Annotated in this window: 15 protein-coding genes and 1 tRNA gene; 10 read left to right on the forward strand and 6 right to left on the reverse strand. The window is 70.2% G+C overall.

Annotation, left to right across the window (positions count from 1 at the left end):
• The first annotated feature begins 45 nt into the window (after positions 1-45).
• A complete protein-coding gene (locus LL946_RS03615) occupies positions 46-861 on the forward strand; it encodes an enoyl-CoA hydratase/isomerase family protein (RefSeq protein ID WP_404384872.1) in 816 nt (271 codons plus the stop codon).
• Here the strand turns inward: LL946_RS03615 and LL946_RS03620 are convergent.
• Positions 848-2,125 (reverse strand): MFS transporter, encoded by a 1,278-nt coding sequence (locus tag LL946_RS03620; RefSeq protein ID WP_404384874.1) that lies wholly within the window; start codon positions 2,123-2,125, stop codon positions 848-850. The two genes, LL946_RS03615 and LL946_RS03620, sit on opposite strands and share 14 nt — an antisense overlap.
• Positions 2,126-2,146: 21 nt before the next feature.
• Entirely contained in the window at positions 2,147-2,839 is a 693-nt protein-coding gene (locus LL946_RS03625; protein ID WP_404384876.1) for an ArsR family transcriptional regulator, read from the reverse strand.
• 46 nt (positions 2,840-2,885) lie between these two features.
• On the opposite strand from LL946_RS03625, the gene LL946_RS03630 reads away from it, so the two are divergent.
• The gene (locus LL946_RS03630; RefSeq protein ID WP_404384878.1) at positions 2,886-3,680 is read left to right on the forward strand and encodes an aquaporin; all 795 of its coding nucleotides are present in this window, start codon (positions 2,886-2,888) and stop codon (positions 3,678-3,680) included.
• Complete coding sequence (locus LL946_RS03635; RefSeq protein ID WP_404384880.1) at positions 3,677-4,099, forward strand: arsenate reductase ArsC; 423 nt, start codon at positions 3,677-3,679, stop codon at positions 4,097-4,099. Before LL946_RS03630 ends, LL946_RS03635 begins: the two co-directional genes overlap by 4 nt.
• Before the next feature lie 51 nt (positions 4,100-4,150).
• On the opposite strand, the gene LL946_RS03640 is transcribed toward LL946_RS03635, so the two are convergent.
• Positions 4,151-4,513: an ArsR/SmtB family transcription factor gene (locus tag LL946_RS03640; protein ID WP_404384882.1), complete on the reverse strand. Its 363-nt coding sequence runs from the start codon at positions 4,511-4,513 to the stop codon at positions 4,151-4,153.
• A gap of 78 nt (positions 4,514-4,591) precedes the next feature.
• Between LL946_RS03640 and LL946_RS03645 the strand changes: the two genes are divergently transcribed.
• Positions 4,592-5,983 (forward strand): FAD-dependent oxidoreductase, encoded by a 1,392-nt coding sequence (locus tag LL946_RS03645; protein ID WP_404384884.1) that lies wholly within the window; start codon positions 4,592-4,594, stop codon positions 5,981-5,983.
• 142 nt (positions 5,984-6,125) lie between these two features.
• Positions 6,126-6,197 (forward strand) — tRNA-Arg (locus LL946_RS03650).
• Positions 6,198-6,280: 83 nt separating this feature from the next.
• Here LL946_RS03650 and LL946_RS03655 read toward each other — a convergent pair.
• Positions 6,281-6,721, reverse strand: coding sequence for a tyrosine-type recombinase/integrase (locus LL946_RS03655; RefSeq protein WP_404384886.1), 441 nt, complete (start codon positions 6,719-6,721; stop codon positions 6,281-6,283).
• A 167-nt stretch (positions 6,722-6,888) separates the two neighbouring features.
• Between LL946_RS03655 and LL946_RS03660 the strand changes: the two genes are divergently transcribed.
• The 3 genes from LL946_RS03660 (at position 6,889) to LL946_RS03670 (ending at position 8,645) form a co-directional block, all read left to right on the forward strand.
• The gene (locus tag LL946_RS03660) at positions 6,889-7,203 is read left to right on the forward strand and encodes a hypothetical protein (RefSeq protein WP_404384888.1); all 315 of its coding nucleotides are present in this window, start codon (positions 6,889-6,891) and stop codon (positions 7,201-7,203) included.
• 141 nt (positions 7,204-7,344) lie between these two features.
• Complete coding sequence (locus LL946_RS03665; RefSeq protein WP_404384890.1) at positions 7,345-7,653, forward strand: hypothetical protein; 309 nt, start codon at positions 7,345-7,347, stop codon at positions 7,651-7,653.
• Positions 7,654-7,832: 179 nt separating this feature from the next.
• Positions 7,833-8,645 (forward strand): tyrosine-type recombinase/integrase, encoded by an 813-nt coding sequence (locus LL946_RS03670; RefSeq protein ID WP_404384892.1) that lies wholly within the window; start codon positions 7,833-7,835, stop codon positions 8,643-8,645.
• A 52-nt stretch (positions 8,646-8,697) separates the two neighbouring features.
• On the opposite strand, the gene LL946_RS03675 is transcribed toward LL946_RS03670, so the two are convergent.
• Both LL946_RS03675 and LL946_RS03680 read right to left on the reverse strand, forming a co-directional pair.
• Positions 8,698-9,012 (reverse strand): type II toxin-antitoxin system PemK/MazF family toxin, encoded by a 315-nt coding sequence (locus tag LL946_RS03675; protein ID WP_404384894.1) that lies wholly within the window; start codon positions 9,010-9,012, stop codon positions 8,698-8,700.
• Positions 9,013-9,016: 4 nt separating this feature from the next.
• Positions 9,017-9,250: a YlcI/YnfO family protein gene (locus LL946_RS03680; RefSeq protein ID WP_404384896.1), complete on the reverse strand. Its 234-nt coding sequence runs from the start codon at positions 9,248-9,250 to the stop codon at positions 9,017-9,019.
• 681 nt (positions 9,251-9,931) lie between these two features.
• On the opposite strand from LL946_RS03680, the gene LL946_RS03685 reads away from it, so the two are divergent.
• On the forward strand, positions 9,932-10,135 hold the full coding sequence (locus LL946_RS03685; protein ID WP_404384898.1) for a hypothetical protein: 204 nt from the start codon (positions 9,932-9,934) through the stop codon (positions 10,133-10,135).
• 316 nt (positions 10,136-10,451) lie between these two features.
• Entirely contained in the window at positions 10,452-12,254 is a 1,803-nt protein-coding gene (arsA, locus tag LL946_RS03690; protein ID WP_404384900.1) for an arsenical pump-driving ATPase, read from the forward strand.

Raw genomic sequence — 12,254 nt, forward strand, 5'->3', positions numbered from 1 at the left:
GTGGTCGCCTGTCGGGGCGAGAGGCGATCGGGGAGGATGGCGCCCATGTCCCAGGATGCAGCGCAGCAGCCCATGTCCACCGACCTCGTGCAGGTGCTCCGCGACGACTCGGGTGTCGTCGAGCTGGTGCTCAACCGCCCGGAGGCGATGAACGCCGTCTCGACCGCGATGGCCCGGGCCCTCACCGACGCAGCCCGCTCCGTCGCCGCCGACGACACGACCCGGGCCGTGGTCGTGTCGTCCTCACACCCCAAGGCGTTCTGTGTCGGCGCGGACCTCAAGGAGCGCAACACCCTCACCGACGACGAGCTGCGCGCGCAGCGGCCGGGGAACAGGACGGCATACCGGAGCGTCCTGGACCTGCCGGTCCCCGTGATCGCGGCCGTGGCCGGCTACGCGCTCGGCGGCGGCTGCGAGATCGCCCTGTCGTGCGACCTCATCGTGGCCTCGCCGGAGGCGACGTTCGCGCTGCCCGAGGTGTCGGTTGGCGTCATCCCCGGTGGTGGGGGCACGCAGCTGCTCACCCGCCGGATCGGCTGGTCCCGGGCCGCCGACCTCATCTTCACCGCTCGCCGGGTCGGCGGCGAGGCCGCCCTCGCGCTCGGCATCGTCGACCGCGTCGTCGACGACCCGCGAGCCGCCGCGCTCGAGCTCGCCGGGCGGATCGCGGCGCACTCCCCCGTCGGTGTGCGCAACGCCAAGGCCGCGATGCGTGGCGGCATGGACGTGTCCCTGGCCGAGGGACTCGACATCGAGGACGCGCGGTGGCACGACACGGCGTTCAGCGCGGACCGGGCCGAGGGCGTCGCAGCCTTCGCCGAGAAGCGCAGCCCGAACTGGCCGGGGCTCAGCGGGCGCTGACCGGCCGGCGCTCGCGCAGCACGAGGGCGGCGACGCCGATCGTGACGGCGATGACGAGTGCCCCGAGGGCTAGAGCTTGGAAGCTCGCGCGGTCGACGACCACACCCGCGAGCGCACCCCCGGTGCCGGCCGCCAGACCCATGACGAGGTCGCTCGCCCCCTGGGCGCCGGGTCGCTCCGCGCTGGGCACCGCGGCGGTGAGCAGCGTGGATCCCGACACGAGCGTGCACGACCAGCCGAGCCCGAGGAGGAAGAGCCCGGCGAGCAGACGGTTGGAGTGGCCCATCGGCGCCGACGACGCCAGGAGCGTGGCGACGACGAGGATGCCCGAACCGACCATCGCGACGGCGCGCCCGCCGAGCCGGTCGACCGCCATGCCGGTGAGCGGCGAGAACGCGAACATCCCGAGGATGTGCATGCTGATGACGAATCCGATGATCGTCAGGTCCGCCTGGCCGTGACGCATGTGCAGCGGCGTCATGACCATGACGCTCACCATCGTCACGTGGCCGAGTGCGAGGGTGACGAGGCCGAGCAGTGCCTGTGGGCGGGCCGCGACGACCCGCAGCCCGCGCCCGACCGAGCCGTGGGTCGGCCCGACGGCGTCCGGGTCCAGGTGGACGGCCCGACGGCGTGCCTCGACGAGCGGGTCGGGCCGCAGCCTCCAGAACAGGACCGCGACGGCCAGGACCAGCCCCACGAGCGAGAACACGAACGGTCCGGTCAGCCGCGGGATGCCGAGCACGCGCGACACGGTCTCGCTCGGGCCCACGAGGTTGGGACCGAGGACGCTGCCGATCGTCGTCGCCCACACGACGAGGCTGAGGTCACGCCCACGGTGGGCCGGGTTCGCGAGGTCGGCCGCGGCATACCGGGCCTGGTTGTTCGAGGCGGTCGAGCCGCCGAAGAGCAGGCTGGCGACGAGCAGCAGCGCGAAGCTGCCGACGATCCCGGATGCGATGAGCCCGAGCGCCCCGACGAACGACAGCACGTAGCCCAGGGCCAGGCCCGGACGACGCCCGCGTGCGGCGCTGAGCCGGGCCATGGGGACGGCGATGAGCGCCGAGCCGATGACCTGGAACGTCGAGCCGAGCCCGGCGTAGGTCGGCGACCCCGACACCTCCTCGGCGAGGAGTGCGCCGACGGCGACCCCGCTCGCGAGCGAGATGCCGCCGAGGACCTGCGACATCGACAGCGTGGCGACGGTGCGCCGCTGCACGGGGTCGTCGTGCGTGCCAGCCGCTGGCTCCCGGGTCGACGTCACCCGCCGAGTATGCCGTCCCGCTCAGGACGCGGTCGCGCTCACCCGGCCCGCCAGCCGGGCGGCCCGGGCCGCCACCTCCTCGTACACCGCGTCGAAGGCGGCCGCGCCGCCGTGCGGGACGGGGTCGGGGACGGACCAGTGCGCCCAGTCCCGGCCGTCGAGGTCCTCGTGCGCGCGGTCGCACACGGTGACGACCAGGTCGTGGGCACCGTCGTCCGGGCCCAGGGCCACGGGCGCGACGTCGGGGAGCCGGAGGCCGTGGCGCTGCGCGGCTGCGATGGCGCCGTCGTGGATCCGGTCGCCGGGGTGCGTGCCGGCGGAGGAGGCGGGGACGGGGCTCACGCGCCTCCACGCGGCGGCCGCGAGGTGCGAGCGCGCGGTGTTCGCGGTGCAGACGAAGACGACCCGGGAGGCCCGCACCGCCCCGTCGTTGCCCGCGGTCTCCCGGAGCAGCCACTCGTCGTGGGCGTTGAGCGAGAGGTAGGAGCGGCGGGCGTCGCCCTCGGAGCGACGTCGCGTCACGAGGTCGGCCGACTCCAGGGCCCTCAGGTGGTGCGCGAGCAGGTTGGACGCGATGCCGAGGCTCGCCCCGAGCTCGCCCGCCGACCGGTCGCTCACGGCGAGCAGGTCGACGATCCGCAGGCGGGTGACGTCCGCAAGCGCCGCGTGGACCGAGGCCCGGCGCTGCAGCATTGCCGTTTGCTCAGTGTTCATTGACTCAAGTTTGACTGAGCGAGTGGTGCTGCGTCAACATGGTCCGGTGACCCGCTCCGACGTGCCGCCCCTCCCCCGTCGACTCCTCGCCGAGCTCCTCGGCACGGCCCTGCTCGTCGCAGTGGTCGTCGGGTCCGGGATCGCGGCGGAGCAGCTGTCGCCCGGCGACGTCGGACTGCAGCTCCTCGAGAACAGCACCGCCACGGTGCTCGGCCTGACCGTGCTCATCTTGCTCTTCGGACCCGTGTCCGGGGCGCACTTCAACCCGGTCGTCTCGCTCGCGGACTGGTTCATCGGGCGACGTGCCGGCACGGGCCTCCCGCTCGCCGAGGTCGGCGCGTATGCCGTCGCGCAGGTCGTCGGAGCCGTGCTGGGCGCGGTCCTGGCCAACGCGATGTTCGGCGTCTCCATGGCCCTGTCGGCCAAGGACCGGGCGACCGGACCGCACCTGCTCGCCGAGGTCGTCGCCACCAGCGTGCTCGTCGCGCTCATCTTCGGTCTCGCGCGCACCGGGCGCGGTGCCGTCGCCGCGCCGGCCGTCGGCGCCTGGATCGGGGCCGCCTACTGGTTCACGAGCTCGACCTCGTTCGCCAACCCGGCCGTCACGGTCGGGCGCGTCTTCTCCGACACGTTCGCCGGCATCGCCCCGGGTTCGGTGCCGGGGTTCGTCGGGGCCCAGGTCGTCGGCCTCGCCGTCGGCATCGGGATCACCCTCGCGCTCTACCCCGACGCGGCGGCCAACGCGGATGACGTCGTCGTCCCGCACCCCTCGACCGACCTCACCCGGGCCACGCACGCCGTGGACGCACCCACCTCGAACCGTCAGGAGACGCTCCCATGACCAGCCCCGCCAAGCCCTCGGTGCTCTACGTCTGCATCCACAACGCGGGCCGCTCCCAGATGGCGGCCGCCTTCACGCACCACCTCTCCGGTGGCGCGGTCGAGGTGCGCTCGGCCGGCTCCGCGCCGGCCGACCAGGTCAACCCGTCCGCCGTCGAGGCGATGGCCGAGGAGGGCATCGACATCACGGCCGAGACCCCGAAGATCCTCACCGTGGACGCCGTGCAGTCCAGCGACGTCGTCATCACGATGGGGTGTGGCGACACCTGCCCGATCTTCCCCGGCAAGCGCTACGAGGACTGGGAGCTCGAGGACCCGGCGGGCAAGGGCGTCGACTCCGTGCGCCCGATCCGCGACGACATCAAGCGGCGGGTGCTCAGCCTCCTCGACGAGCTCGGCGTGACGCCGGTCGCCTCCTGAGGCCGCGCGGCATACGCGGAGGCTGAGCCGCGGGCAGACGAGAAGGCGCCGTCAGAAAGAGGGCTGGAGCAGCGCCGACATCGCCGAGAGGACCTCGGGCGACACGCGGTAGTGCACCCACGTGCCTTCCTTCCGGCTCGTGAGCAGCCCTGCGGTCCGCAGCTTCTTGAGGTGGTGGCTCACCGTCGGCTGCGAGACCCCGACGTCGGGCAGGTCGCACACGCAGAGCTCCCCTTCGGGTGACGAGGCGATGACCGAGAAGATCCGCAGCCGGACCGGGTCGCCGAGCGCCTTGAACATCGCTGCCGCCGTCCTGGCCGACTCGGCGTCGAGCGCCGTCCGGCTCAGGGGCGGGCAACAGGCGACCGCCCGGGCCGGTTCGGTCCCAATCTCGATGGCCACCGATGTCGTCATGCACATATCTTGACATCTGTCGATATACGGGAGCAAGATGCCCATAAATCGACATTCATCGAATCAAGGAGCTGCGTGATGACCTCCATCGCCACCACCCACCCCGTCGTCGTCATCGGTGCTGGCCCGGCCGGCCTTGCCGCCGCAGCCAACCTCCTGGAGCGAGGACTCGAGGTCGTCGTCCTCGAGCGCGGCGACCGGGCCGGCGCTGCCGTCCGTGAGTGGGGACACGTCCGTCTCTTCTCGCGCTGGGCCGAGCTGGTCGACCCGTCCGCGCGGCGTCTCCTCGAGCGCGCCGGATGCATGGCGCCCGACCCGGACGCCTACCCGGTCGGCGCCGAGTGGGCGCGGGACTACCTCCAGCCCCTGGCCGACACTCTCGGCGACCGCGTCCGCTACGGGGTCACGGTGACCGGGGTGGCCCGCCGCGGGCGCGACCGGGTCGTCGACTCGGGCCGCGAGGACCAGCCGCTGACCGTGCACCTGACGACGCCGAGTGGCGCCGCACGCCTCACGGCCCGCGCGGTGATCGATGCCTCCGGCACCTTCACGCAGCCGAACCCCCTCGGTGGTGACGGCTACCCCGCCGACGGTGAGCACCTGGCCTCGGACCGGATCGCCTACCGGGTTCCCGACGCGGCCCACCCGGCCGACCTCGCCCGCTACGGCGGTCGCACCACCGCTGTCGTCGGAGCCGGGCACTCGGCCCTCACCGCCCTCGTCGCGCTGGCCTCCATGGCCGAGGACCTCCCCGGCACCCAGGCGGTCTGGGTCCTGCGGCGCGGCGCGGTGGGAGACGCCTTCGGAGGTGGCGACGCCGACGGGCTGCCCGCCCGCGGCGCCCTGGGCCAGCGCGCCCGCCAGGCCGTCGAGGCCGGACGCGTCCGCGTCGTCACCGGGTTCCGTACCGCCTCCGTCGAGCGGCACGGCGAGACGCTGACGCTCCGGAGCGAGGACGGCGACGCGATCGAGGGGCTCGACGGGGTCGTCGGCCTCACCGGCTTCCGTCCCGACCACTCGATCATGACCGAGCTGCGGCTCGACCTCGACCAGCGGCTCGAGGCCCCGGTCCGGCTCGCCCCGCTCATCGACCCCAACGTGCACTCCTGCGGCAGCGTCCACCCGCACGGCGTCGCAGAGCTGGCGCACGAGAGCGAGCCCGGCGTCTACCTCGTCGGCATGAAGTCCTACGGGCGGGCGCCGACGTTCCTCGCCATGACGGGCTACGAGCAAGTGCGGTCCGTCGTCGCCTCGATCGCCGGCGACCACGACTCCGCGGCTCGCGTCGAGCTCACCCTGCCCGAGACGGGAGTCTGCGGCGGCGCCGGCCTCTTCGACACCAACGAGTCGGCCGAGGCCGCGGCCGGAGGATGCTGTGCTCCGGTAGGCACCCAGCTCGTCCAGCTCGGTGCGGGTGTCGGTGTTGGCGCTGTCGGCGCCGGTGCCGGTGCCCGCGGAGGCTCCTGCTGATCAGGCTCTCCACGCGCGGCACCGGTCACCCTCGCCGGCGCACTGGCACCCTGGGCAGGAGCGGCTACCGGACGACACGGCATACGAGTTCTGGAGGCGGCCCGCGTTCAACTAGGCTGGCTCGCGGCCTTCGGGCCTCCCCGCCCTCGTAGCTCAGGGGAAGAGCACTTCTCTCCTAAAGAAGGTGTCGGCAGTTCGAATCTGCCCGAGGGCACCCTGTCTGACCTGCGGAAACACGACGGCGCGGTTGTCTGACCCGCCGCCGAAGGCCCGAAATGGGCACCAAATGGGCACATCTCAGATCTCCCGCGCCTCTCGGCCGGCCGCGTAGAGGCCGTCGAGTGCGGCCGCGATGGTGTCGAGCTCGTCGTCGTAGAGGTGTGCGTAGATGCGCGCCGTCGTGGTGATCGACTCGTGACCCATCGCCTTCTGGATGAAGCGCAGGTCGGCGCCCGCCATCCGCGCGAGGCTCCCGAAGGTGCGCCGCAGGTCATGGGGAGTGGCTGCCATGCCGAGCTGCTCGAGGGGCCTGTTGAAGCCCGCTCGGCGACGCCAGTTGCGCACGCGCAGGTACTCCCCCTCGGGCGGGGCGAAGACGAGTGCATCCCTCGGCCGGCCGGCAAGCCTCGCCGTCAGTGCTGGAAGGAGAAGCTGCGGGATCGGAACGTAGCGATGCCCGGCTCGGCGCTTGGGCTGGTCGACGTCGATCCGGCCATCGACCTCGGTGGCGCGTTGCACGACGTGGACCCGTCTGCGCGTGAGGTTGACCTTGCGGGTCAGGACGGCGGTCGTAAACGTCCGGAACTGCCGATGAGGGTGAATGAGGCACCCGGTGTGTCGAAGGCTGTCAGGCTTGGTCCATGAGCAGTCCTGGGCGACCCGCGGACGATGACAGGATAAGACGGATGGCGGCTAAGGCGCGACGTCGCGCAGCGACCGCGGACAAGAGAGAACTGGTCCAAGCCGTCTCGGAGGCTATGTTTCGCGCCGACCCCGTTGGCATCAACTTCGAGACCAACACAGATGAATACGACCCCGAAGCCGAGACCCTAGTGATCGCCTTGCCCGAGGCGAAGGGTCCCGAAGACGTCATGGTCCTGACACACCAGTGCTTCGTCGAGTGGTTCGACGATGAGACGGCCGGACCACCCAGCCGCTACACGGCTGTCGCTGAAGAGATCTGGGACCTCTGGCAACGCTATACGCAACACGGGCGCTAACTGACGGGAACTCGCTGACATGCCGGAGGCAGTGCGCATCAGCGTCCGAAGCGAGTGCGTTTCCCAACCGGGGTCAGGGGCCATGGATTGCGGTCATGCAACGTGCCGCGGCTGAGCGGGACGGGCGGTGCACAATGAGTCATGGCGAAGAAGGGGATGCACGGTTGGGCCAGACTCCCCAACGGCGAGGTGGCTGCGTACTTCAACGCGACCAACCTCGACACGGACTGCGGCGAGGTCGACATCCTGCTGCGTGCAAGCACTCGTTCGGAGGCTGTACAAATCGCGAAGGGTCTTGGGCTCCATGGGGTCGACCTCAAAAGCAATCCCAGTCCGCCACGTAAGGACGACCTCGCGGCCCTGTTAGCGTCCGACCAGCCTCTGCTCTGGAGGGAATTCGCTGAAGGCAGCGAGTGGCAGCGCCAGCCAACTCTGCCCCGGGTCAAGTAGACGCGCTGACGTCCGCTTCTGCCGCGCGTGGTGCGATTCCTTGACCGTCGCATGTCCCGAGCGGACCCTGCGGAATGGTTACTTCCCAGATTCTGATTCCAGTCGTCCTGCCTCCTGTCTCGGACAGTCTTCGTCGCGCCGTCGCGGCCTACCTTGCCCGGTTCAAGGGGCAGTCTCGGGTGCACAGTGAGTCCGACCTTCGCTCCTTTGTCACGTGGTGCGACGAACGCGGTTTGGAGCCCTTGGGCGTGCAGCGGCCGCACATCGAGCTCTACGTGCGTTGGATGCAGGAAGTGCGCCGGTACAAGCCGTCCGCGATCAGCCGCAGGGTGGCTGTGGTGGCCGGCTTCTACCGGACCTGCGTTATTGACGAGGTGCTGGCGCACTCCCCTGCGGAGTACGTCCGCCGCCCGAACGTTCCGCCCGAGTCACCCACCCTGGGTCTGACGCATCTGCAGTTCGAGGCGATGCTTGCCACCGCCCGCACCTCGTCGAACCTCAACGACTTCGCCTTGGTAGCGATGCTGGGTCTGCTCGGGCTGCGGATCTTCGAGGCTTGCGGCGCGAACATCGAAGATCTCGGCGACGAGCACGGCCACCGGGTACTCAAGGTTCGCGGCAAGGGCGGCAAGGTGGTGCTGACCCCGCTGCCGCCGGCGGTGTCCCGCGCCATCGAACGAGCCGTCGCCGAGCGAGCGTCCGGGCCCATCCTGCGCACAGCACGTGGCACCCGGATGGACCGGCATTGCGCCACTCGCCGCCTGCACCGCTTGGCACAAGCTGGCGGTGTGCACGCCGCGCGAATGCACCCGCACATGCTGCGGCACACCTTCGTCACCACAATGCTCGACGCCGGAGTCGACCTGCGCGACGTCCAGATCGCGGCCCGCCATGCCGATCCCCGCACGACCATGCGATACGACCGGGCCCGCAAGAACTTGGATCGCCACCCCAACTACATCCTGGCTGCGTACATGGCCTCCGGAACATGAACACTTGGCTGACCGACGACATCCAACTCTTCGGCAGAGTCCGTGTCGCCTCCTATTCCAGGAGGGGTACCTCAAGGTCGTAAGCCAACACCACGGCACGCGCCAGCTGAGCCTCTTGATCCGCGTGCAGGTAGCCAATGGTGCGTCCAAGCGCAGATGCAGGGACGGTGAGGACGTTGTCCAGGGACACAGCACATCGCCGCTCCAACCCGTTGTCAGGCCCGACCAGGACTTCGCTGGACAGGCCTTTTACGGTGCTGGTGATCGGGGCGACCGTCACCTTGTTCATCGCGCCCCGAGCAACCTCTCGAGTCAGCACGAGGGCTGGCCGCGTCTTGTCGAGGCGAACCAGAACGATCTCTCGCACCCGATCAGTCCTCCACAGTTGCGTGCGCGCCGGTCCATTCGACCAAGTCGTCCAGCTCGTCCGCCGCGCCCTCGGAGCGAAGGATGTGTGCGTCCTGCTCTGCCGCGAGACGTCGCATCTCACGCTCAAGGGCGGAGGCAACGAGCGCCGCCCTGCTGGGCGCCTTGCCGGTAGAGACGCTGCGGTCCAGGAACGCGACCATCTCATCGGGCAACCGGACTGCGATCTGCGTGCTCATGGCCCAATGCTACCGCGCGTGCATCCCAGATCGGGATGCAAGCACATTGCGCCCGGTGAGAATTCTCTGTACTCCGTCAAGGGCGGGCCTTCCGCCCGCCGCCGCGCCGGGCGTGCGGCCTGGCGGCCGGTCCCGGCACGCCGCGACGCAAGGCGACCACACGGCATACGAGGAAAAGCACCGGACCCCACGATCCGGTGCTATCCCCCTCAAGCGGTCAGCTCACCACCGCCGCCGACCCGACGCTCCACTTTCCGGCCCGACTCCGGGCGGATCTGCTCCGCTGTCGGCTCGGTGGCTCCGCTCTGCCGGAGGCCATTCCGTGGGCACATTTTGGGCGCCATTTCCGTGCAGAACTCCTCCACGGCCGTATCGAGCCCACACGGTTTCCCGCACAAACCCGGTTCTTGGCCACCCTCTCGGAGGCCCCGAGGAATCACCTGAAGAAGGTGTCGCAGGTTCGAATCCTGCCGAGGGCACTTTGTCTGTGTATGACTTCGCCTGATGTTTGACGTTTGGGCTTCAGCTGATGCCTGACAGTGTTCCGGGTGATGGTTGACAGCTGCTTCGGCTGATCCTTGACACTCCCTCGGCGAGGGAGATGAACGTGGCTGAAACTGCATGACAGGGCCGTCCTGGCGCGACCGTGGACATGCTTTCCAGCCGGCGCAACAATGAGCCATGGACCAGTCCACGAGCATCAGGTGCACCATCGGGTGGCACCGCTGGCACGTCGCGGCCGAGGAGGGCATGCGGGTGCGGATCTGCACAGACTGCGGCCGTCGCCGGCACCACGGGCCACAGATCAGCACGAAGGACAGTCCGGCCACCAACTGGGGCCTGAACTACACCGGTGGAGGTGGCTTCGGTGGCGAGGGGGGCTGATACCCGGCTCCAGCAGTCGCGTGCATTCCAGTCAGCACCTGGTCCGGGCCACGCGTACCGGGACCGAACTCTCTCAGGTCGCGGCAACGACGAGGACTGGAACGGCCGCCCCCTGACGCCCGGAGGGGTCATCGTCTGCCTGTCGTCTGCAGTCACGGGATGTGACAGGCATTGACGTCTCTCAATATTGACGCAGGTCGATATTGTTGGGAGGCTGGTGGTGCCCGAAAGGTGCTCGACTCGAGGAGGCAACCCAGCAGCATGCAGGCCACACTCCAGGACGAACCCGCCGCCACGTCGGTAGCGCGGAGTCACCGTGTCTGAGCACCCGTTCCTCGACAACCCGCCGCGGTTCCTCTTCTTCACCGGCAAGGGCGGGGTCGGCAAGACCTCGCTCGCCTGTGCCACGGCCGTGCGCTTCACGGAGGAGGGTCACCGCGTGCTGCTGGTGAGCACCGACCCGGCGTCCAACGTCGGGCAGGTCTTCGGCCTCACCATCGGCAACACGATCACCCCGGTGCCCGACGTGCCGGGCCTGTCCGCGCTCGAGATCGACCCGCAACAGGCGGCGGACGCCCATCGAGCCCGGATCATCGACCCGGTCCGTGACGTGCTGCCCGCGGCCGAGATCGAGGCGATGACCGAGCAGCTCTCCGGTGCGTGCACGACGGAGATCGCCTCCTTCAACGAGTTCGCCTCGCTGCTCGCCGACCCGGAGGCGACCGCGGGCTACGACCATGTCCTGTTCGACACCGCCCCCACCGGTCACACGATCCGACTGCTGCAGCTGCCCGGCGAGTGGACGACGTACCTGTCCGACGGCAAGGGCGACGTGTCCTGCCTGGGTCCGGTCGCGGGTCTGGACCGGCTGCGCCAGGACTACCGTGGCGCACTCGAAGCCCTCACCGACCCCGCGCGCACCCGGCTCGTCCTCGTCAGCCGGCCCCAACGCTCTGCGCTGGGCGAGGCGGCCCGCACCCACGCCGAGCTGCTCGAGCTCGGGATGAGCGACGCCCACCTCGTCGTCAACGGCGTCATGCCGCACGACGTCGACGGTGATCCGCTCGTCGCGGCCATCGCCTCCCGCGAGAGCGCTGCGCTCGACCACCTCCCCCCGAACCTGCGCGCGCTGCCCCGCACCACCATCGCCTTGCTCCCGTTCAACACCGTGGGAATCGCGGCGCTGAGGACCCTCCTCGATTCCGCTTCACCGCGACTCCCGGACCGCACTGGAGCCGAGGCCGTCGACGCCGACGTGCTCGACGGGTTCGGTGACCTGCGCACCCTCGTCGACGGCATCGAGGCGGACGGGCCATCGCTCGTCATGTGCATGGGCAAGGGAGGGGTGGGCAAGACGACCGTCGCTGCTGCCATCGCGCTCGAGCTCGCGCACCGTGGACACGACGTGATGCTCTCCACCACGGACCCGGCGGCCCACCTCACGGAGATGCTGCAGGAGGACGTGGCGCACCTGACCGTGTCGCGCATCGACCCGCAGCACGCGATCACCGAGTACCGGGAACGGGTCATGGCAGGCAGGGGAAGCGCTCTCGACGACGCCGGGAGGGCCGTGCTCGCGGAGGACCTCAAGTCGCCCTGCACCGACGAGGTCGCCGTCTTCCAGCAGTTCTCCCACCTGGTGTTCCAGTCCCGCCGCACGTTCGTCGTCCTCGACACAGCGCCCACGGGACACACCCTGCTCCTGTTGGACGCCACCGGTTCCTACCACCGGGAGATCACCCGGCAGATGAGCGAGGGCACCCGCTACACCACCCCGCTCATGCGCCTGCAGGACCCGCACCAGACCAAGGTCGTGCTCGTCACGCTCCCCGAGACCACCCCGGTCCAGGAGGCCGAAGGGCTCCGCGACGACCTGGCCCGCGCCGGCATCACGCCCTACGCCTGGGTCGTCAACAACAGCCTTGCGGCCACGTCTCCCGTCTCGCCGTTCCTGCAGGCCCGCAGCCGCGCCGAGCTCCCCTCCCTGGTCCGCGTCAGGGCGCTGTGCGACCGGGTCGCCCTCCTGCCGATGCTCGCCCGCGAGCCCGTCGGCACGGCAGCGCTGGCCGCGCTCACCCGACCGGCCGCCGACAGAGGTCGGCTCGCGCCTGCCCGTTGA

The organism is Knoellia locipacati, from assembly GCF_044791685.1.
Taxonomy (GTDB): Bacteria; Actinomycetota; Actinomycetes; order Actinomycetales; family Dermatophilaceae; genus Knoellia; species Knoellia locipacati_A.

Bases quoted from the DNA above. Each gene is read 5' to 3' on its own strand.
- LL946_RS03645 (WP_404384884.1), top strand. From the start codon at position 4,592: ATGACCTCCATCGCCACCACCCACCCCGTCGTCGTCATCGGTGCTGGC.
- LL946_RS03680 (WP_404384896.1), bottom strand. From the start codon at position 9,250: ATGAGCACGCAGATCGCAGTCCGGTTGCCCGATGAGATGGTCGCGTTC.
- LL946_RS03660 (WP_404384888.1), top strand. From the start codon at position 6,889: ATGGCGGCTAAGGCGCGACGTCGCGCAGCGACCGCGGACAAGAGAGAA.
- LL946_RS03665 (WP_404384890.1), top strand. From the start codon at position 7,345: ATGGCGAAGAAGGGGATGCACGGTTGGGCCAGACTCCCCAACGGCGAG.
- LL946_RS03625 (WP_404384876.1), bottom strand. From the start codon at position 2,839: ATGAACACTGAGCAAACGGCAATGCTGCAGCGCCGGGCCTCGGTCCAC.
- LL946_RS03685 (WP_404384898.1), top strand. From the start codon at position 9,932: ATGGACCAGTCCACGAGCATCAGGTGCACCATCGGGTGGCACCGCTGG.
- LL946_RS03640 (WP_404384882.1), bottom strand. From the start codon at position 4,513: ATGACGACATCGGTGGCCATCGAGATTGGGACCGAACCGGCCCGGGCG.
- LL946_RS03615 (WP_404384872.1), top strand. From the start codon at position 46: ATGTCCCAGGATGCAGCGCAGCAGCCCATGTCCACCGACCTCGTGCAG.
- LL946_RS03635 (WP_404384880.1), top strand. From the start codon at position 3,677: ATGACCAGCCCCGCCAAGCCCTCGGTGCTCTACGTCTGCATCCACAAC.